We start from the raw sequence: 15,932 nt of genomic DNA on the forward strand, positions 1-15,932 counted from the left end.
TCCCAGGAAGAGAGACCAGCGTGTTCGATAACTCTGGCACGTACCGGATCCTGAAACTCACGATCCCCGGCCAACCCATCCCGAAGGGCAGGCCCCGCTTCGGCCGAGGCCGCACCTTCACAGACCAGCGCACCCTGTCTGCGGAAGCCGGCATCGCCGCCGAGTTCCACCGCACCCTCGGTGTCCGCCACACCATCGAGACCCCCGTCACCGGGAAGCTGAACGTCCGTCTGCGGTTCTTCCGCAACGACAACCGACGAGTCGACTGTGACAACCTCGCGAAAGTCCCTCTCGACGCCCTCAACGGGCTCGCCTGGGCCGACGACTCCCAGATCGTGTCGCTGATCATCAGCAAGCACCACGACGCCGACAACCCCCGCACCGAGATCGACGTCTTCACCGCGGCAGGTGCCTGATGGACGACAACTTCGACGTTCCCGTCCTCGTGCACATCCCCCGCCACCGCTTCAAGACCCTCAACCGCGAAGCAACCAAGCAGGGCACCGAAGTGTCCACCCTGCTCCGCGCACTCGTCATCAAGGTCATCCCCGAAGCACCCACCACCCTGCCCGCTCGAGTGACCCGCGAAGAACGCGACACCATCATCCGCCGCCGCAACAGTGAAGGCGCAACCGACGGGGAGATCGCACGCGAGCTCGGGCAGTCACGAGGCGCCATCGGAGCACGCCGCGCACGGATGGGCATCCCCGCCGCCCGCGCCGTCGGCGGTCAGCCTCTCGCGAAGGAGACGGACGCATGAGCAGCATCGAACCGGGCACGTGGATGGAATCCAGGGTTCACCCCCGGGTCTACCTCGAAGTTCTGGCAGTGATCGGCGATGAGGAAGTTCGCGTACGTGACGCCTTCGGTGATGTCACAACGACCAAAGCAGTTCTCCGCGCCACATGGATCCCGATGGGAGACGACTCGTGAGCGCCGGCATCCCGACCGCGGTCAGGAACATCGTCCTCTCGCGTGCCGGCAACAAGTGCGAGCGGTGCGGAGCACTGGCGTATGCGCCCCTGCACCTTCACCACCGGAAGTTCCGATCCCGCGGCGGACGGCACACCATGTCGAACCTCGTCGCCCTGTGCCTCCACTGCCACGAGCACGTCCACAGCCACGGTGAGGAAGCCCGCGCCACCGGCTACGCGATCCCGTCGTGGGTGGAGGAGTCGGAGGAAGTCCCGATCCTCGTCCCGTCGCCGTCGGGTTCGAAGCGGTGGGTGCTGTTCACCGAGAGCGTGAAGCAGGAGTGGGCGCCGGTCCGCACCGAGGACGCGAAGCAGCGCCTGTTCGACCTGGGGATCACGAAGGTCCCTGCGGGAGGTGCCTCGTGAAGCTCTACATTGCAGGGCCCATGACCGGGTACGAGTACTTCAACTACCCCGCGTTCCGCTCCGCTGAGTATCAGCTCCGCGCTGCCGGCTTCGACGTGCTCAACCCGGTCGACGCCGAGCAGCACAACACCACCGGCGCACCCCAAGCGTGGGACTGGTACATGCGCCACGCCCTCCGGATGGTGGTCGACTCCGAAGGCCTCGCGCTGCTACCCGGCTGGGAGCAGTCCCGCGGGGCGCAGCTCGAGAACCACGTCGCCACCTCCCTCGGCATGCAAGTCCGTCCGATCGCTGGGTGGCTCGCATGAACGGCAGGCAGCAGGCAGCGGTCACGCACCTGCACATGGTCGACCGTGACGTGCACCGGGGTTGTGGAAAGAATGCCCCGGAAAGCCGCGGAAAAAAGCAGTTCTACACAGGTGTGGATAGACGCTTTCGAACACCTGTTCGGGTAGAATTGGAGCAGAACAGAAAGCGGCCCGGAAGGTGGTGGAACACCATTCCGGGCCTAGCCCGACACACCTGGATTGGAGGTGGTGGGTTGATGCTCACCATACTAGACCGTCTGCCCGCAGGGGCGGCTGCCTGATGGCTCACGAAGCGATCACATGGGCATGGTCCCTGCCGTTGAAGATGAGCCGCAAGTTCGTGCTTATCGCCCTCGCTGACCGGGCGGACGAGGAGTTCTCGTGCTTCCCCGGGCAGGAGAACATCGCCCGCATGACGGGCTCCACGTCGCGCACCGTTCGGGACGCGATCGCTGACCTCGAGGACATGGGTCTACTGACCCGGGCGCGGCGCCTCCGGAACGACGGGACACGGTCCAGCGACCGGTACGTGTTGAACGTCGGAGCGCTACCGGAAGATTCTTCCGCTGGATCGGCTACCGGAAATCCACGCGAGGGCTACCGGAAATCTACGCCTGACCTACCGGAAGCAGCTTCCGCGCATAGTAACCACCAGGTGAATCCCCAGAAGGAATCACCAGAGGTAGATGCGCACGCAGCCTCGTTCGAGCAGGTGTGGAAGCAGTGGCCTCGGAAGAACGACAAGGCACGCGCACTCAAGGTCTGGCTGTCCCTGAGCAAGCGAACCGACATGGCACCAATCATCCAGGCCGCTCTCGCCCACGCGACGGAGCACACCCGCATCGGCACCCCGTTGCAGTACGTGCCGTACTTCAAGTCCTGGCTGTCCGGTGAGGGGTGGAACGACCCGCTCCCCGTCCGCCGCGGACAGGACAAGCAGCCCGCTTTCAAGAAAGCCCTCGACGTCGTCGCTTACTTCGAACAGGAGAACAACCATGAACAAGCTCGAACTCTCGAAGCTGCTCACCACTTTCTCGATCGTTGACCACAGGCAGGTTGAGCCGGAGACCGTCGAAATGTGGTTCGCCATCATCGGAGACCTCGACGTCGAGTTCGCCTACCAGGCAGGGGTGGAGCACTTCCAGGAATCCACCGAGTACCTGAAGCCCGCGCACATTGTCACTCGCGCAAAGCGAATCGCACGGGAGAACGTCGCAATGGTCCGTGAGGGCAAGGACCGCGGTGTGGTTCCGCTGGACTGGCCGGACCGGAAGCCCCTCCCCGCGCCCGTGAAGGCAGCGTACGAGGCCGACCGGGCTGCCCGGCAAGGGATGACCCTCGGAAGCAACTGGTTTCCGGACAGCGACACGTACCGCCGCTGGGACCAGGCACGTAGCGAAGGGCTGATCCCGTGGAACGCACCGGTGACCGCGCTGGCTTCACTGACGGCGTAGGAGTCGCCGACGCCGCATTCGACCTGTTCATGGCGACCGTCGAGTACGCGGACCTGAACCCGTGGGAAAAGCGGGCATACCGGTGGCACCGGACAGCGCACGGCACACAACCGTACGACCCAGACCTAGAAGCACAGATCGCGGCCTACAAGGCCCGCAAGGAAGGCAAGAATCCATGACCACGCAGCAGACCGTCCGTGTCTACTCGAAGCCCGCGTGCGTGCAGTGCCGCATGACGGAGAAGTGGCTGACGGAGCACAAGGTTCCGTACATCCACGACTCCGCGGAGGACGACGGGGTGATCGCCGCCGCCCGTGAGCTCGGGATCAGTGCGGCGCCGATCGTCATCGTGCAGAACCCCGACCCGACCGTCCCCGGCGGGTTCACCGTCGAGACCTGGGGTGGTTTCCGCCCCGACCTGATGGACAAGCACATCAACACCGAGGAGTTCGCAGCATGAGCAACGCAACGATGACCGTCGAGGGCTGGGCCGTCGAGCCCCGCCAGAACCAGACACAGACAGGGAAGAAGGTGCTGTCGATCCGTGTCGCTCACTCCTGGTCGAAGAAGCAGGAGGGTGGCGGCTACGAGACCATCGGCGGTACCACGTGGGCGGAAGCGACGTTCTGGGACCAGGACGCCGAGTACTACGCCCGCCGCGTCCAGAAGGGCACCTACGTGACGATCTCGGGCGACCCGGAGGTGCAGGTCTACGAGGGCAAGAACGGTGCCGGCGCGACGGTGGTCCTCCGGAACCCGAGCATCGGTATCGACGATCGCCGGTCTAAGACGGGGCAGCAGGGCGGACAGCAGCAGGGCTCGCAGCAGTCGAACGACGTCTGGTCCGCCCCGTCCGACGGGTTCAACGACGAGACGCCGTTCTGATGGGCGAGAGCGAGCAGCTGTGGGACGAACCCGTGAAGCACACGGAGCGGACGATGCTCGACCGCCTCAACACTCGGTACGGATCGTTCAACGGCAACGGTTTCCGCTACGCCCGCGCCGAGCACGTGAAGCTGACCGCGGGCTTCGACACCCGCCGGATCTGCGACTACATGGCTCTCGACCTCTGGCCTGGCGGGTACGGAACCACAGCCACCGGGCCGTTGCTCCACGGCCACGAGGTGAAGGTTTCCCGATCGGACTGGCTCCACGAGCTGAAGGAGCCCGAGAAGGCAGAAGCGTTCGCCCGGTACTGCGACTTCTGGTGGCTCGTCGTCTCAGACAAGGCGATTGTCCGTGACGACCTGCCCGACGGCTGGGGCCTCATGGTCGCTTCGGGGAGCACCCTGCGCGCGCTGAAGCAGCCCGCACGGCGTGAGCCGGAGGCGTTCGGGCGCCACCAGCAGGCCACCTTCTCGCGAGCGGTCACGAAGACGACCCTGAGGCTTGCGGGAACCGATAGGGCACTTGTCGAAGCGGCTGAGCGCATGAAGTTGGGAGGCGCAGCATGACCGATCTCCTCGACGTCGTGGACGTCCTCACGAAGCCGTCCACGGAGCACATCACGCAGACAGCGGATGACGGCACGTACGTCGGCATCCACTCCGTGCAGCACCCCAGCCTCCTCGATCAGCTGTACGCGTCGATCACCCCCTCAGCGGGCAACGACGGCGGATCGAAGTCCGTCGCCGCCCGTGAACGGAACATGGTGAAGTCTGAAGCGTTGGCCGAGTGGGGCCGCATCAGCGAAGCGGTCCGAGGGTGGTGCTGCAACTGGGGCGCCGACTGGGTGAAGGACGACGTGCAAGGGTCCCTGCGACGCTGGTACGTCACCTTCAACGCCCGCTGCAACGAACCCGCCGACATCGGCTGGTACACGACGGAACTGCGAAGGTGGGTGCGTGTCATCCGCACGCAGCTGGAACCGCCGAAGCGGCTTGAGATCCGCACCGTGTGCCCCGTCTGCCGGTCCGAGTTCTGGACGGACCAGAACGGGGAAGTGTTCCGGTGGCCGATCGTCGTCGAGTACCGCAAGGTAGACGGGCAACCCATCCGCCCCCGCGCAACATGCAGGGCATGCCCGGAGATCATCGGCTCCGCGACCGAGTGGGTCGGGTTCGAAGCGGTCGCGGAACTCGGCGACGAACTCACCGAGAAAGCCGAGGAGCTGACCACGTAGACCAGCTGCGACACGCTGACCGATCCATGCCCTGGAACACGTCCATTCGGACACGTTTTGTGGCAGAATGGAGACACGTCGGACGAGTCTGTCCGGAGAAGCCCCGACCATGACCGGTCGGGGCTTCTCGCATGTACCGCCCTGGGATGGGCTGTCGGAGCCGCTTCGGTTTGGCTCCGACGATGGTGGTAGTCCACCCGCGGCGAGCAGTCCGCGACAACAACATGCACCGCCTTCGAGTGGGCCGGGTACGTGTCAGCGGCTGAGCAAGTCGCATCAGCCACGTGACGGCCCACTCGTTGTGCCCCACACTTCCTCGTGCCAGCCGACACGCATCAGCACCGCACCTAGCCGCCGGCCCCGACCTGTCACGTCAGGGCGACACCGGCCGCACAGCGAACCTAACGATCGCGGCGCGAGCACGAGGACCCTTCAAGACCGTGACCCTGAGTAACCCGCTGTGGCGCGCGGAACTCAGCCGTGAGCGGTCGACTACTTGACGTACATGGCACACATGGAGGCGACGATGGAAAGCATCACGATCGAGTGTGACGAGTGCGCTGAGCGCGTCCCCGTCGATGTGCTCCCCGGCCCTGCCATGAAGCGTGGCTCGTCGATCTGGGTGGACATGCTGCCTGACATGACGAAGCTTGACGAGCACCTGGCAGCGCATGCCTGAGCCCATCAAGGAGACCGTCTTCACCGTCGCTCGAGGCGGGAAGGCGATCAGCTCGTACGTCGTCGACCAGGCCGAAGCGGTCAACGAACTGCACCGCATCGAGAGCAACATGCGGGCCGCGATGCTGGAACCCGACGTGACCCTCGCCACGGTGGTCAAGACCACCACGTACGGCGACCCGGAACCGGTGAAAGCATGAGCGCTTTCAGCCCCCGGCAGATGTTCCGCCTCGATGAGGCATGCAAGCCCATCGCGGAAGCGTTCGATGCCAACCCTTACCTCGTCGGGTCATCCGTTGAGCGAACCCTCGGGAAGCTCGGTGAGGCGCACGATTACCGGGACGTTGACGTTCGACTCATGCTCGACAGCGACAAGTACGCAGCCCTTCGTGCTGCCGGCCCCAACGTGGTGGAGCTCCTTGGAATCACCATCGGCGAGTACCTGGCACAAGCGACCGGCATGCCCATCGACTTCCAGATCCAGCACGCGGACATCGCGAACGAGAAGCACAAGGGCATGCGCAACCCGCTCGGTCTGCGGACGCTCACCAACTACCAGGGTGACGCGCATGACCGCGGGTGACCTCAGCCTCGGCGAGTACCGCAGCGCGAAACTCAACCTGCTCGCCGGCATCGAGAAGCAGCTGACCCTGATCGCGCAGAACACAGCCCACGCGGACGTGCACCTCAGCGAAGAGCAAGTCGCCAACGCCTGGGAAGCACGCGGCCTCCGCATGTACGGCGACGAAGTCGTGGAAACCATCCGCGATCTCGGCATCACCGTCGACTGATGGGGTACAACCGGCTCCGCTGAGACGGGCTCAGACCAGAACCGCCTCCGAAACGGGGTACATGATGGCCGAAGACGACATCAGCAGCCACCGAACGCGCAGCAACCGGTGGCCGGCACCACTCACCCTGCACCCCCAGACAGTGGCCGAGATCGACCAAGCCATGTCCGACGTCGTAGAAGACCGGGACTGATGCCCACCCGCGCGCCCATGCGCTGCTCAGCCCTCGACTGCGACGAACTCGCCACCAACCGTGGCCGATGCGCTGAACACCAGCGGAAGCGGAAGAGCGGCGCACACCGCGTCATCCCCGGCGACGGACGCAACACCGCACGGTGGCGGACAGAGTCCACCCAGTACCTCCGCAGCAACCCACGATGCCGAGTCTGCGACGGACCAGCAACCGTCGTCGACCACATCGTGGAGCTCGCCGACGGCGGCGCCATGTGGGACCACGGCAACTGGCAGCCCCTCTGCAACCCACACCACGACCACAAGACACGACAAGCAGCCCTCAAACGGGTCCAACGCCTCACCACCCTGAGACACCAAGACCGCAACACCGAAACCCTCGCAGCTCGCCTTTGGAAGCAGCTGCCGTAGCGTGCGCGACCACCTGACGGTGAGTTACAACACGGCAGCCCAGACAACGGGTGTGAGGAACGGTGCTTCGGCGGTGCTACTGGGGTAGGGGCGTCTAGATCATATATCAATGTCACATAAGAGCGCACGCCGGTGCGCCCGCTGTTCGCGTCTCACTACGACGACAAGGGGGTCTCCGATGCCTCGTGCAGCGAGACCGGCAGCTCTCAGGCTCGTTGAGGGTCGTGGGAATGGTCGTGACAGTGGTGGTCGGAAGGTTGTGGATGCTCCGGCGTTCAAGCGGGTGCCTCCGTCGGCGCCTGAGTGGTTGTCGGATGAGGCGGTCGCTGAGTGGAACCGTGTGGTTCCGGAGTTGACGCGGTTGGACATTGTGAAGGCGGAGGATCGGGCGGTTCTGGCGACGTACTGCGAGACGTGGTCGGAGTTCAAGGCTGCGACGTTGTCTCTGCAGGAGCATGGGTCGTTGACGATCGATGCGAAGCAGGGTGAGATTCCGCATCCGGCGGTTGCGATCAGGCGGAATGCGGGGCATCGGCTGCAGCTGCTGGCACGGGAGTTTGGACTGACGCCGAGCTCGGAGCAGAGCTTGGCGAAGGAGTCCGACGATGGGGAAGACGACAACCCGTTCTGACGCCCTCGACGAGGCGACTCTCGAGCGGCTGAAGCTGTCTCCGGAGGTTGCCTGGTACTTGCAGGACCGTGGCTACCCGTTGCCGGAGATCCCGCCGAAGTTCAAGACGCCTGAGCCGCGTGAGGTTGAGGGTGCACAGTTCGACCCGGAGCGGGTCGACAAGGTGCTGAAGACGTTCCATCTGCTGCGGCACACGCAGGGGAAGTGGGCGGGGAAGCCGCTGGATCCTGACCCGTGGCAGATCGCGTACGTGATCGCGCCGGTGTTCGGGTGGGTGCAGTGGGATGAGGACGCGCTCGCGATGGTGCGGATCATCCGTGACGTGATGGTCGACGTTCCTCGCAAGAACGGGAAGTCGACTCTCGCGGGTGGCATTGCCGTGTACATGACTGGTGCTGACGGTGAGTCGGGCGGTCAGGTTGTGACGGCCGCTTCGACGGAGCGTCAGGCGGGGTTCGTGTTCGGGCCGATCAAGCAGTTGGTGGAGAAGACGCCGGCTCTTGCTGGTCGGTTCAAGGCGCACCAGAAGCGGATCGTGCACCCGAAGTCGGGGTCGTACATCGAGGTCATCTCGTCGGCTGCTGATGCGCAGCACGGCGCGAACCTGCACTGCTTCATCGTCGATGAGCTCCACGTCCACAAGACGCCGGACTTGGTCCGGACGCTCGAGACTGGTCGCGGTTCGCGGACGCAGCCGTTGGGCATCCGGATCACAACCCCGGACGCATCGAAGTCGGGGACGATCTACGACGAGACGCGGCTGTACGTCGAGAAGCTGGCAGCGGGGACGATCAAGGATCACTCCTGGTACGGCGCCATCTGGGGTGCCGACGAGACGGACGACCCGTTCGCTCCGGAGACCCAGCGGAAGGCGAATCCGGGTTACGGGATCAGCCCGTCACGGAAGTACCTCGATGCTGCGGCGCTGAAGGCCAAGAACTCCCCCGCGGAGCTCGGCGACTTCCTGCGGCTGCACCTTGGGATCCGCACGAAGCAGGAGGCACGGTTCCTGACGCTCGATTCGTGGGATCGGAACGCCGGCACGGTGGATGAGGCGAAGCTCACCGGGCGGAAGGCGTTCGGCGGTTGGGACCTTGCATCCGCGTCGGACCTCACCGCGTGGGTGCTGCTGTTCCCGGATGGGAACGGGTACGACATCCTGGCGCGGTTCTGGATCCCTGAAGGTGCCATGGACGCGTTAAACAAGCGCACCGCGGGCAACGCATCAGCGTGGGTTCGGCAGGGGTTCCTGCGGACCACTCCGGGGAACGTGACCGACTACGCGTTCGTGCAGGCTCAGATCCAAGCGGACCTCGACCGGTTCGATGTCGTGTCGATCGGGTTCGACCCGTGGAACTCGACGCAGATGGTCAACAGCTTGCAGGACTCCGGGGTGAAGAACTTGGTGCGTGTGTACCAGGACTTCCGGCGCCTGTCGCCTCCGTTGAAGGAGCTGCAGCGTCTACTGCTGACCGGCAGCAAGGAGAAGCCCCTGTTCCGGTCGGGTGGGAACCCGGTGCTGCGGTGGAACGTCGACAACCTGTCGGTGGACATCGACGCGAACGGGAACGTGAAGCCGAACAAGGCGCACTCGATGGACAAGATCGATGGTGTCGCGGCGACGGTGAATGCACTGTCGGAGGCTCTGGTCACGAAGCCGAAGAAGAAGAACCCGTACAACGATCCGGACGCGAGCGTGTTCGGCACCTCGGAGGTGGCTTGATGACTCGTGCAGCTGTCGTGATCCTCCTCGAGATCCTCGGGGTGCTCCTCATCACCGCGGGTGTCGCGGCCGTGTACTGGCCGGCGGCGCTCGTCGTCGCGGGTGTGGCCCTGTTCCTGATCGCTTGGAGGATGACGTGAGCCTGTTCTTCAAGAAGTCGTCTGACCAGTCGAACGGTCAGATCCTCGCGGAGTTCCCGTCGTTGTCGACGCCGTGGCGGTATGACGGCCGGTCGATCGTCGCTGACCCGGGGATGCCGCTGACGGACTACGCGCAGTCGGCGTACTCGATCTGGCAGTCGCAGCCATCGGTTCGGAAGGTCGTCGACTTCATCGCGACGAAGATCGCGTCGACTCCGATGAAGGTGTACCGCCGTGACGGGGACACTGACCGGAAGCGAGTCACGGATGGGCCGCTTGCGGAGCTCATCCGTGAGCCGCAGAAGCACCTGACGCAGTACCGGTTCTGGCACACCCTGTTGTGCGACTTCCTGGTCTACGACCGGTTCATGGCGCAGCTGGTGCCGTCCGCGGACTCGCGAGCAGGCGTGGTGCTGCAGCACTGGCCGGCGCAGTCGTGGCGGTTCACGTTCACGGGCACGTCGCTCGTTGACGGGGTCGACCTGTACGTGGGAGACGGGAAGCCGAAACACATCAGCCTCGACGGGCTGTTCTTCGACCGGGGGTACGGGTCCGGGAACGGCACCCCCCCGATCGAGACGTTGCGGCACATCCTCGACGAGTACACGGAGTCGGTGAAGTACCGGCGGTCGATCTGGAAGAAGGGCGCACGGTTCCCCGCAGTCGTCACCCAGCAGCCCGTGGACGGTGTCGAATCGCTTGACGGTTCGGCGATGCGTCGCCTCGAGGCGGAGATGTCGAACTGGTCCGACGGTGGTGGCAGCGAAGGCAAGATGCCTGTCCTGCCGATCGGTGCGGACGTCAAGAAGGTCGACATCTTCTCGCCGAAGGACATGCAGGAGGTTGAGGGGCGCACCCTCACCGACATCGAGGTTGCGTCGGCGTACCACATCCCTCCGGAGATGATCGGTTCGCGGCAGGGGAACTACTCCAACATGGAGGCGTTCCGGCAGTCGCTGTACCGCGATGCTCTGGGCCCGCACTTCGTCCAGTTCGAGCAGGCGTTCAACGCGCACATCACTCCGCTCCTCAACGGTGGCGACGAGTCGCTGTACGTCGAGTTCGACCTGGGCGCGAAGCTCCGCGGGTCGTTCGAGGAGTCCGCGGCGATCATGTCGACGGCGACTGGTGGCCCCTGGTTGACGATCAACGAGGCCCGGGCGATGGACAACCGGCCGGCGATTGAGGGCGGTGACGACATCATCACGCCCCTCAACGTGGTGCGTGGCGGTGGCCCACAGGCGTCCCCCGGGGATGCGACGCCGGAGGTGGCGAAGGCGTACGACTTGCTCCGCAGCAAGGGGCTGGAACCGAAGCAGGCGATGGAAGTGCTCTGGGCGACCGGGCAGTTGGAGGCAAGCGCATGAAGACGAAGAGCTTCAACGCCAACGTGAAGGCCGTCGGTACCGCTGACGGTCTTGGTGATGGTCAGTTCACGGCGCTCGTCGCGGTGTTCGGTAACAAGGACCACGGCGGCGACGTCATCGTCCCTGGTGCGTTCGCTGAGTCGCTGCGCGACTGGGCGGCGTCTGGTGACGCGATCCCCGCGATCTGGTCGCACCAGTGGTCGGACCCGTTCGCGCACATCGGGTGGAGCCTGTCGGCTGCGGAGACCGCTGACGGGCTCCTCGTGACCGCGCAGCTGGACCTCGAGAACCCGACGGCGCTGCAGACGTACAAGCTGCTGAAGCAGCGTCGGGTGAAGGAGTTCTCCTTCGGGTACGACGTCGTCGATGGTGGCTACGTCACGCAGGATGAGGACGAGTTCTTCGAGCTCCGGAAGCTGAACCTGATCGAATTCGGGCCCACGCTCAAAGGCATGAACCCCGACACGCAGCTGCTCGGCACGAAGTCCGACGAGGACATCCGCCGCATCGTGCGTGAGGAACTTGCCGCCGACCCTCGGGAGGTGGAGCCGACACCCAACGTCGAGGTTCCGCCCGACCCCACCGAATCTTCCGGCGCCCCGCCGGAAAGCTCACCTCCCCAGGATGGGGAACCGTCAGGCCCGTCGAAATCGGCGGGCCTTACTCATGCCCAAGTGGCGGCCTGGGCGACCGCAGCAGAACTGATCCTGATGGAGGAACGATGAAGACGCTCCGAGAGAAGCTCGCGGCCGTCCTGGCCGAAGCGAAGAGCATCGCCGATCTGGCGAAGTCCGAGGACCGTGAGTTCACGGCAGACGAGATCACGAAGATCGGTGAGCTGAAGTCGCAGGCCGACGAGCTCACCGTGCAGGTGAAGGCCGCGGACGACGCGCAGTCGAACATGAAGACGCTCCTCGCGTCGACGTCGCCTGCGAAGTCCGACGACGAGCCGAAGCCGGCCGAGGAGCAGCCCGACGGCTTCAAGTCGTTCGGTGAGGCGTACACGGAGTCGGCGCCGTACCAGCAGCTCATCAAGTCGAACCCGGGTGGGTTCGGTGAGGGGTCGCTGATCCAGCTGCCGAAGGTCACCGTCGGGGCGAAGGGTCGCGGTCTGAAGGCGGACCCGAACCCCCTGTCGGTCGCCGTGGGCCGTCTGCAGCCCACGCGTCTGCCGCAGGTGGACCTGACGTACCAGCGTCCCCTGACGCTGCTCGACCTGATCTCGACCGGGTCGATCACCGGCAACAGCTTCGACTACGTGCAGATCACTTCGGTGCTCCGCAACGCGGGCATCGTCAAGGACGAGATCCTGCCGACGGACCCCGCGTCTGCTCTGAAGCCCCTGTCCGACCTGTCGACGGCGATCGCCACCGGCAAGGTGTTCACCTACGCCGACGGCTACACCGTCACGAATGAGCTCCTCGCCGACGCGGGAGCGTTCGCGTCCTACCTGAACGGGCAGCTCGCGTACAACATCCGGGCCGTGATCGAGAACTACCTCCTCAACGGCACGGGTGCTGCAGGCCAGCCCACGGGCATCCTGAACACCACAGGCATCCAGCAGATCGCCGCTGCTGGCACCGACCCGGTCAAGATCCCGGTGTCGATCCGCAAGGCGCTCACCGCCCTCGACGAGGTCGGAGCACAGGTCACCGGCATCGTCCTCAACCCGGCCGACGCTGAGGTGCTGGATCTCATGCAGGACGGGAACCAGCGCTTCTACGGCAACGGTCCGTTCGGTGCTGGTCCCCGCACTCTGTGGGGCCGTCCGTACGTGACCGCGCAGGCGATTCCGGAGGGCACCGCGCTCGTCGGTGACCTGTCGACGATCAACGTCCTCGAGCGTGAGGCGCTGTCCGTGGTCGCGTTCAACCAGCACGCCGACTACGCACGACGCAACCTCGTGTACGTGCGGGCGGAGCTGCGTGCCGCGCAGGTCATCTACAAGCCGGCGCACCTCGCCCTCGTCGAGCTCGGCACGGTGGCGGCCGGCTGATGACGGACGGCATGGTCGTCATCAACGGGATCCGGTATCGGATCGAAGACGCGAACCGTCTCGGTCTGGTGCACAACAAGGCACGCGGTGTGGAGGAGGCAGGACGTGACTCTGCAGGAGACGACGCTGCCCCCGCTGGCCGATCCAGCCGATCTCGCGGCAAGGCTCGGCAAACCGGCGAGTGACCCGGGGATCGCTCTGGCGCTGCGGATGGCGTCGGAGCGGTTCCGCGGTCAGACCCGGAACCCCATCAGCCTCGTCGAGGACGACACGATCGTTCTCGACGGGGCGGGGGCCCGGGTGCTCCGGCTTCCGGTGTGGCCCGTTGTGTCTGTCGCGAGTTTGACGGTGGCGGGGCAGACAGTGCTTGACCCTGAGTGGTCGGCTGCTGGTCTGCTCCGCCTCCCCGCACGGTTCCCCGATGTGTGGCGGTCGGTCGAGGTCGTGTACACGCATGGCTTCGCCGACGTCCCGGGTGACGTGCAGGAAGTGGTCTTGGACCAGGCTGCGTCGATCTCCGAGGCGTCGCCGTGGTTGTCGCAGTTCACGTCGGGGCAGGAGCAGGTCGCGATGGCGGCGGCTGCGACTGTCGGGACGACGTCGCAGTGGGCTCGAGCGGTCGCCCGGTACCGCATCGGCGGTGACCACTGGTGATCCTCGCGAACATGCTGCACCGCGACACGGTCACCGTGCAGCGCATCGCCGAGGGTGCGCCTGACGAGGACGGCGTGCCCACCAAGACGGTCATCAACCAGGACATCGACGGCTGCAACGTGCAGCCGGTGGGGACGAAGGAATCTCTCGGGCAGAACGACATCGTCACCTCACGGTGGATGGTGTCGACCCGTGAACCGCAGGACTGGATCCAGGCTGCGGACACGGTCATCTGGCGCGGGCAGACGTACTACGTCGATGGCCGGCCGCAGACGTACTGGAACGTGCTCCCGCACACGGAGTTCGTGATCACCGAGACGAAGGGCTGACGGATGTCGGACAAGATCAGCGTGAACGGCAACGAGTACCGGCTCGAGGATGCGGTGCGTCTGGGGTTGGTGGAGCCGAAGCACACTCCGGTGGTGGAGACGGTTCCGTCGGAGGTGTGGACGGTCCCGGAGATCGACGCGTGGGCTGATGCTCATGGGATCGACCTGTCGGGGGCGAAGACGAAGGCGGAGAAGCTGGCGGTCATCGCTGACTTCGAGTACGCGACTCGGGCGGTCAGCTGATGTCTCGGAAGAAGAGCATCCTCTGCCGCCTCGGGCTCCACTGCTACCCCCGGTTCGTGAATGCGTACACGCAGGCTCCTGCGCCCGTGCGTTGTGAGCGGTGCCGCAAGGAGTACTGATGCCGAAGGTCGTCATCGGCCGGGGGATCATCGATCAGGCGGTCCGGAACCCTGCGGTGCGGAAGGCGATGCGGGACAAAGCGGACCGGATCCTGCCGCGCGCGCAACGGCTGGCGTACTCGGCTGGTGCGAAGCATTTCGGTGACTCCCTCCGTGTGGAGGAGGGCACTCGTCCTGGCACGAAGGCGAACGGCGGGTACAAGCGTCCATTCGCTCGTGTGATCGCGACGTCTGCTGACGCGACCCAGGTGGAGCACGGCGACGTGGGTGTGTCGAAGCAGGCGATCCTGCGGAGAGCGATGGGCGCATGAACGTGTACGGGGTGTGGCCCAACGTCGAGCGTGTGCTCCTCGCTTACTTGAAGCAGGAGACGGGCGCTGCGACGTACACGGAGACCCCGTCGAACCTCGAGACCGTGGCGCCGTGCATCGTCGTGGAGCGGATCCCTGGCGGGTTCGGCCGCGACTACGAGAAGACGTTCCACGTCGATCTGACGGTGTTCGCGAAGACCCGCGGCGCCGTGTGGGACCTCGTCCAGAAAGTCGAAGTCGCGATGGTCCTCTGCAACCTCTTCGACGAGGTCCGCGAGTCCGACTCGTTCGGAAACGTCGCGTACTCGAACACGGCGCTGCGTCGTGCTGTCGGCACGTACGAGCTCGACGCGCGCCCCCAATAGGCCGCTCACCAACACTCATCATCCATTCAGCCGTCCGCACGTCGGGCGGCTTTGTCGTTCAAGGAGAACGCATGCCTGACGTGATTGGCCAGCTGGCCAACGACAACCGCAACGTCCACAAGTGGGGTACCACGATCCTCGCGATCGCGGACTACTCCACTGCCATCCCCGAGGCGTTCTTCGCCACCGACGGGAAGCCGATCGCGCTGCCCACCGGGTACAAGAACATGGGCTACATCACCACCGACGGCATCTCGCACTCGTACGACGTGTCGTCGGACGAGACGAACATGCTGCAGACCACGCAGTCGGTCCGATCGGACGTCACGTCGGAGACGCACACCTTCCAGGTGGCGTTCGGTGAGACGAACGGCTGGACGAAGGCGCTGGCGTACAAGCAGCCCGTGTCGGAGTGGCCGGCGGACAAGAACGCGGCGTGGATCTACGACGAGACGTCGGGTGAGTACCCGTACTACCGGGCGATCACCCTGTCGCAGGACGGTGTCGGCGACTCCGCCGTGTACCGCGTGGAGGCCGCGTACCGGATCAAGGTCACTGACATCGACGACCGGGCCCTGAACCGGTCCGACGTCGAAGAGGTGAACCGCACGTTCACGATCTACGAGGACCCGATCGTCGGGAAGTCGTACACGGAGGCGCAGACCGCTGCCGGCGGCGTCGTCGTCTCCGGCGGCTGACCCCTCCCTCCCCCAAGACCAGGTGGCGGCGTCGTTTGGTGAGCTGCGCCGCCGCCACCT

27 protein-coding genes are annotated in these 15,932 nt (G+C 65.2%); all 27 read left to right on the plus strand.

Features of this window, described 5'->3' with window-relative positions; all coding sequences use genetic code 11:
* Positions 1–20: 20 nt before the first annotated feature.
* The 27 genes from DEJ21_RS14155 (at position 21) to DEJ21_RS14275 (ending at position 15,872) form a co-directional block, all read left to right on the plus strand.
* Positions 21–416, plus strand: coding sequence for a RusA family crossover junction endodeoxyribonuclease (locus DEJ21_RS14155; protein ID WP_181435906.1), 396 nt, complete (start codon positions 21–23; stop codon positions 414–416).
* Positions 416–760 (plus strand): hypothetical protein, encoded by a 345-nt coding sequence (locus tag DEJ21_RS14160; protein ID WP_111225017.1) that lies wholly within the window; start codon positions 416–418, stop codon positions 758–760. The genes DEJ21_RS14155 and DEJ21_RS14160 overlap by 1 nt, the downstream gene beginning before the upstream one ends.
* Positions 757–933, plus strand: a complete 177-nt coding sequence (locus DEJ21_RS18335; protein WP_181435907.1) for a hypothetical protein — start codon at positions 757–759, stop codon at positions 931–933. Before DEJ21_RS14160 ends, DEJ21_RS18335 begins: the two co-directional genes overlap by 4 nt.
* Positions 906–1,340 carry an HNH endonuclease gene (locus DEJ21_RS14165; RefSeq protein ID WP_111225018.1) on the plus strand — a complete coding sequence of 145 codons (435 nt, stop codon included), beginning with the start codon at positions 906–908 and terminating at the stop codon, positions 1,338–1,340. The genes DEJ21_RS18335 and DEJ21_RS14165 overlap by 28 nt, the downstream gene beginning before the upstream one ends.
* Positions 1,337–1,648 carry a DUF4406 domain-containing protein gene (locus DEJ21_RS14170; protein ID WP_258375082.1) on the plus strand — a complete coding sequence of 104 codons (312 nt, stop codon included), beginning with the start codon at positions 1,337–1,339 and terminating at the stop codon, positions 1,646–1,648. The genes DEJ21_RS14165 and DEJ21_RS14170 overlap by 4 nt, the downstream gene beginning before the upstream one ends.
* A gap of 280 nt (positions 1,649–1,928) precedes the next feature.
* Positions 1,929–2,693, plus strand: a complete 765-nt coding sequence (locus DEJ21_RS14175) for a helix-turn-helix domain-containing protein (RefSeq protein ID WP_111225020.1) — start codon at positions 1,929–1,931, stop codon at positions 2,691–2,693.
* Positions 2,644–3,102: a hypothetical protein gene (locus tag DEJ21_RS14180; protein ID WP_146247800.1), complete on the plus strand. Its 459-nt coding sequence runs from the start codon at positions 2,644–2,646 to the stop codon at positions 3,100–3,102. Before DEJ21_RS14175 ends, DEJ21_RS14180 begins: the two co-directional genes overlap by 50 nt.
* A 175-nt stretch (positions 3,103–3,277) precedes the next feature.
* Positions 3,278–3,562, plus strand: coding sequence for a glutaredoxin domain-containing protein (locus DEJ21_RS14185; RefSeq protein ID WP_111225022.1), 285 nt, complete (start codon positions 3,278–3,280; stop codon positions 3,560–3,562).
* Positions 3,559–3,987 carry a single-stranded DNA-binding protein gene (locus DEJ21_RS14190; RefSeq protein ID WP_111225023.1) on the plus strand — a complete coding sequence of 143 codons (429 nt, stop codon included), beginning with the start codon at positions 3,559–3,561 and terminating at the stop codon, positions 3,985–3,987. Before DEJ21_RS14185 ends, DEJ21_RS14190 begins: the two co-directional genes overlap by 4 nt.
* A complete protein-coding gene (locus tag DEJ21_RS14195; RefSeq protein WP_111225024.1) occupies positions 3,987–4,556 on the plus strand; it encodes a hypothetical protein in 570 nt (189 codons plus the stop codon). The genes DEJ21_RS14190 and DEJ21_RS14195 overlap by 1 nt, the downstream gene beginning before the upstream one ends.
* Entirely contained in the window at positions 4,553–5,224 is a 672-nt protein-coding gene (locus tag DEJ21_RS14200) for a hypothetical protein (protein ID WP_111225025.1), read from the plus strand. Before DEJ21_RS14195 ends, DEJ21_RS14200 begins: the two co-directional genes overlap by 4 nt.
* A 526-nt stretch (positions 5,225–5,750) precedes the next feature.
* Positions 5,751–5,903, plus strand: a complete 153-nt coding sequence (locus tag DEJ21_RS18340) for a hypothetical protein (RefSeq protein WP_181435909.1) — start codon at positions 5,751–5,753, stop codon at positions 5,901–5,903.
* Positions 5,896–6,102, plus strand: a complete 207-nt coding sequence (locus tag DEJ21_RS14205) for a hypothetical protein (protein ID WP_110892609.1) — start codon at positions 5,896–5,898, stop codon at positions 6,100–6,102. The genes DEJ21_RS18340 and DEJ21_RS14205 overlap by 8 nt, the downstream gene beginning before the upstream one ends.
* A 158-nt stretch (positions 6,103–6,260) precedes the next feature.
* Positions 6,261–6,485 carry a hypothetical protein gene (locus DEJ21_RS18030; protein ID WP_146247801.1) on the plus strand — a complete coding sequence of 75 codons (225 nt, stop codon included), beginning with the start codon at positions 6,261–6,263 and terminating at the stop codon, positions 6,483–6,485.
* Complete coding sequence (locus tag DEJ21_RS14215) at positions 6,472–6,693, plus strand: hypothetical protein (RefSeq protein ID WP_111225027.1); 222 nt, start codon at positions 6,472–6,474, stop codon at positions 6,691–6,693. The genes DEJ21_RS18030 and DEJ21_RS14215 overlap by 14 nt, the downstream gene beginning before the upstream one ends.
* Before the next feature lie 781 nt (positions 6,694–7,474).
* Entirely contained in the window at positions 7,475–7,927 is a 453-nt protein-coding gene (locus DEJ21_RS14225; RefSeq protein ID WP_111225029.1) for a phage terminase small subunit P27 family, read from the plus strand.
* A complete protein-coding gene (locus DEJ21_RS14230) occupies positions 7,902–9,650 on the plus strand; it encodes a terminase large subunit (protein WP_111225030.1) in 1,749 nt (582 codons plus the stop codon). Before DEJ21_RS14225 ends, DEJ21_RS14230 begins: the two co-directional genes overlap by 26 nt.
* Positions 9,650–9,790: a hypothetical protein gene (locus DEJ21_RS18345; protein ID WP_181435910.1), complete on the plus strand. Its 141-nt coding sequence runs from the start codon at positions 9,650–9,652 to the stop codon at positions 9,788–9,790. Before DEJ21_RS14230 ends, DEJ21_RS18345 begins: the two co-directional genes overlap by 1 nt.
* Positions 9,787–11,157, plus strand: coding sequence for a phage portal protein (locus tag DEJ21_RS14235; RefSeq protein ID WP_181435911.1), 1,371 nt, complete (start codon positions 9,787–9,789; stop codon positions 11,155–11,157). The genes DEJ21_RS18345 and DEJ21_RS14235 overlap by 4 nt, the downstream gene beginning before the upstream one ends.
* Entirely contained in the window at positions 11,154–11,882 is a 729-nt protein-coding gene (locus tag DEJ21_RS14240) for an HK97 family phage prohead protease (protein WP_110892614.1), read from the plus strand. Before DEJ21_RS14235 ends, DEJ21_RS14240 begins: the two co-directional genes overlap by 4 nt.
* Positions 11,879–13,153 (plus strand): phage major capsid protein, encoded by a 1,275-nt coding sequence (locus DEJ21_RS14245; RefSeq protein WP_111225032.1) that lies wholly within the window; start codon positions 11,879–11,881, stop codon positions 13,151–13,153. The genes DEJ21_RS14240 and DEJ21_RS14245 overlap by 4 nt, the downstream gene beginning before the upstream one ends.
* 363 nt (positions 13,154–13,516) lie before the next feature.
* Positions 13,517–13,807, plus strand: a complete 291-nt coding sequence (locus DEJ21_RS18035; protein ID WP_146247802.1) for a hypothetical protein — start codon at positions 13,517–13,519, stop codon at positions 13,805–13,807.
* A gap of 11 nt (positions 13,808–13,818) precedes the next feature.
* A complete protein-coding gene (locus DEJ21_RS14255) occupies positions 13,819–14,136 on the plus strand; it encodes a hypothetical protein (protein WP_146247803.1) in 318 nt (105 codons plus the stop codon).
* A 3-nt stretch (positions 14,137–14,139) separates the two neighbouring features.
* Positions 14,140–14,379: a hypothetical protein gene (locus tag DEJ21_RS14260; RefSeq protein WP_111225034.1), complete on the plus strand. Its 240-nt coding sequence runs from the start codon at positions 14,140–14,142 to the stop codon at positions 14,377–14,379.
* A gap of 118 nt (positions 14,380–14,497) precedes the next feature.
* On the plus strand, positions 14,498–14,809 hold the full coding sequence (locus tag DEJ21_RS14265) for a hypothetical protein (RefSeq protein WP_111225035.1): 312 nt from the start codon (positions 14,498–14,500) through the stop codon (positions 14,807–14,809).
* Entirely contained in the window at positions 14,806–15,174 is a 369-nt protein-coding gene (locus DEJ21_RS14270) for a hypothetical protein (protein ID WP_111225036.1), read from the plus strand. Before DEJ21_RS14265 ends, DEJ21_RS14270 begins: the two co-directional genes overlap by 4 nt.
* A 71-nt stretch (positions 15,175–15,245) precedes the next feature.
* The gene (locus DEJ21_RS14275) at positions 15,246–15,872 is read left to right on the plus strand and encodes a hypothetical protein (protein WP_111225037.1); all 627 of its coding nucleotides are present in this window, start codon (positions 15,246–15,248) and stop codon (positions 15,870–15,872) included.
* Positions 15,873–15,932: the final 60 nt, after the last annotated feature.

It is taken from the genome of Curtobacterium sp. MCSS17_006 (genome assembly GCF_003234215.1).
Lineage (GTDB): Bacteria > Actinomycetota > Actinomycetes > Actinomycetales > Microbacteriaceae > Curtobacterium > Curtobacterium flaccumfaciens.

Bases quoted from the DNA above. Each gene is read 5' to 3' on its own strand.
- DEJ21_RS14160 (WP_111225017.1), top strand. From the start codon at position 416: ATGGACGACAACTTCGACGTTCCCGTCCTCGTGCACATCCCCCGCCAC.
- DEJ21_RS18335 (WP_181435907.1), top strand. From the start codon at position 757: ATGAGCAGCATCGAACCGGGCACGTGGATGGAATCCAGGGTTCACCCC.
- DEJ21_RS14165 (WP_111225018.1), top strand. From the start codon at position 906: ATGGATCCCGATGGGAGACGACTCGTGAGCGCCGGCATCCCGACCGCG.
- DEJ21_RS14175 (WP_111225020.1), top strand. From the start codon at position 1,929: ATGGCTCACGAAGCGATCACATGGGCATGGTCCCTGCCGTTGAAGATG.
- DEJ21_RS14180 (WP_146247800.1), top strand. From the start codon at position 2,644: ATGAACAAGCTCGAACTCTCGAAGCTGCTCACCACTTTCTCGATCGTT.
- DEJ21_RS14185 (WP_111225022.1), top strand. From the start codon at position 3,278: ATGACCACGCAGCAGACCGTCCGTGTCTACTCGAAGCCCGCGTGCGTG.
- DEJ21_RS14190 (WP_111225023.1), top strand. From the start codon at position 3,559: ATGAGCAACGCAACGATGACCGTCGAGGGCTGGGCCGTCGAGCCCCGC.
- DEJ21_RS14195 (WP_111225024.1), top strand. From the start codon at position 3,987: ATGGGCGAGAGCGAGCAGCTGTGGGACGAACCCGTGAAGCACACGGAG.
- DEJ21_RS14200 (WP_111225025.1), top strand. From the start codon at position 4,553: ATGACCGATCTCCTCGACGTCGTGGACGTCCTCACGAAGCCGTCCACG.
- DEJ21_RS18340 (WP_181435909.1), top strand. From the start codon at position 5,751: ATGGAAAGCATCACGATCGAGTGTGACGAGTGCGCTGAGCGCGTCCCC.
- DEJ21_RS14205 (WP_110892609.1), top strand. From the start codon at position 5,896: ATGCCTGAGCCCATCAAGGAGACCGTCTTCACCGTCGCTCGAGGCGGG.
- DEJ21_RS18030 (WP_146247801.1), top strand. From the start codon at position 6,261: ATGCTCGACAGCGACAAGTACGCAGCCCTTCGTGCTGCCGGCCCCAAC.
- DEJ21_RS14215 (WP_111225027.1), top strand. From the start codon at position 6,472: ATGACCGCGGGTGACCTCAGCCTCGGCGAGTACCGCAGCGCGAAACTC.
- DEJ21_RS14225 (WP_111225029.1), top strand. From the start codon at position 7,475: ATGCCTCGTGCAGCGAGACCGGCAGCTCTCAGGCTCGTTGAGGGTCGT.
- DEJ21_RS14230 (WP_111225030.1), top strand. From the start codon at position 7,902: ATGGGGAAGACGACAACCCGTTCTGACGCCCTCGACGAGGCGACTCTC.
- DEJ21_RS18345 (WP_181435910.1), top strand. From the start codon at position 9,650: ATGACTCGTGCAGCTGTCGTGATCCTCCTCGAGATCCTCGGGGTGCTC.
- DEJ21_RS14240 (WP_110892614.1), top strand. From the start codon at position 11,154: ATGAAGACGAAGAGCTTCAACGCCAACGTGAAGGCCGTCGGTACCGCT.
- DEJ21_RS14245 (WP_111225032.1), top strand. From the start codon at position 11,879: ATGAAGACGCTCCGAGAGAAGCTCGCGGCCGTCCTGGCCGAAGCGAAG.
- DEJ21_RS14255 (WP_146247803.1), top strand. From the start codon at position 13,819: ATGCTGCACCGCGACACGGTCACCGTGCAGCGCATCGCCGAGGGTGCG.
- DEJ21_RS14260 (WP_111225034.1), top strand. From the start codon at position 14,140: ATGTCGGACAAGATCAGCGTGAACGGCAACGAGTACCGGCTCGAGGAT.
- DEJ21_RS14265 (WP_111225035.1), top strand. From the start codon at position 14,498: ATGCCGAAGGTCGTCATCGGCCGGGGGATCATCGATCAGGCGGTCCGG.
- DEJ21_RS14270 (WP_111225036.1), top strand. From the start codon at position 14,806: ATGAACGTGTACGGGGTGTGGCCCAACGTCGAGCGTGTGCTCCTCGCT.
- DEJ21_RS14275 (WP_111225037.1), top strand. From the start codon at position 15,246: ATGCCTGACGTGATTGGCCAGCTGGCCAACGACAACCGCAACGTCCAC.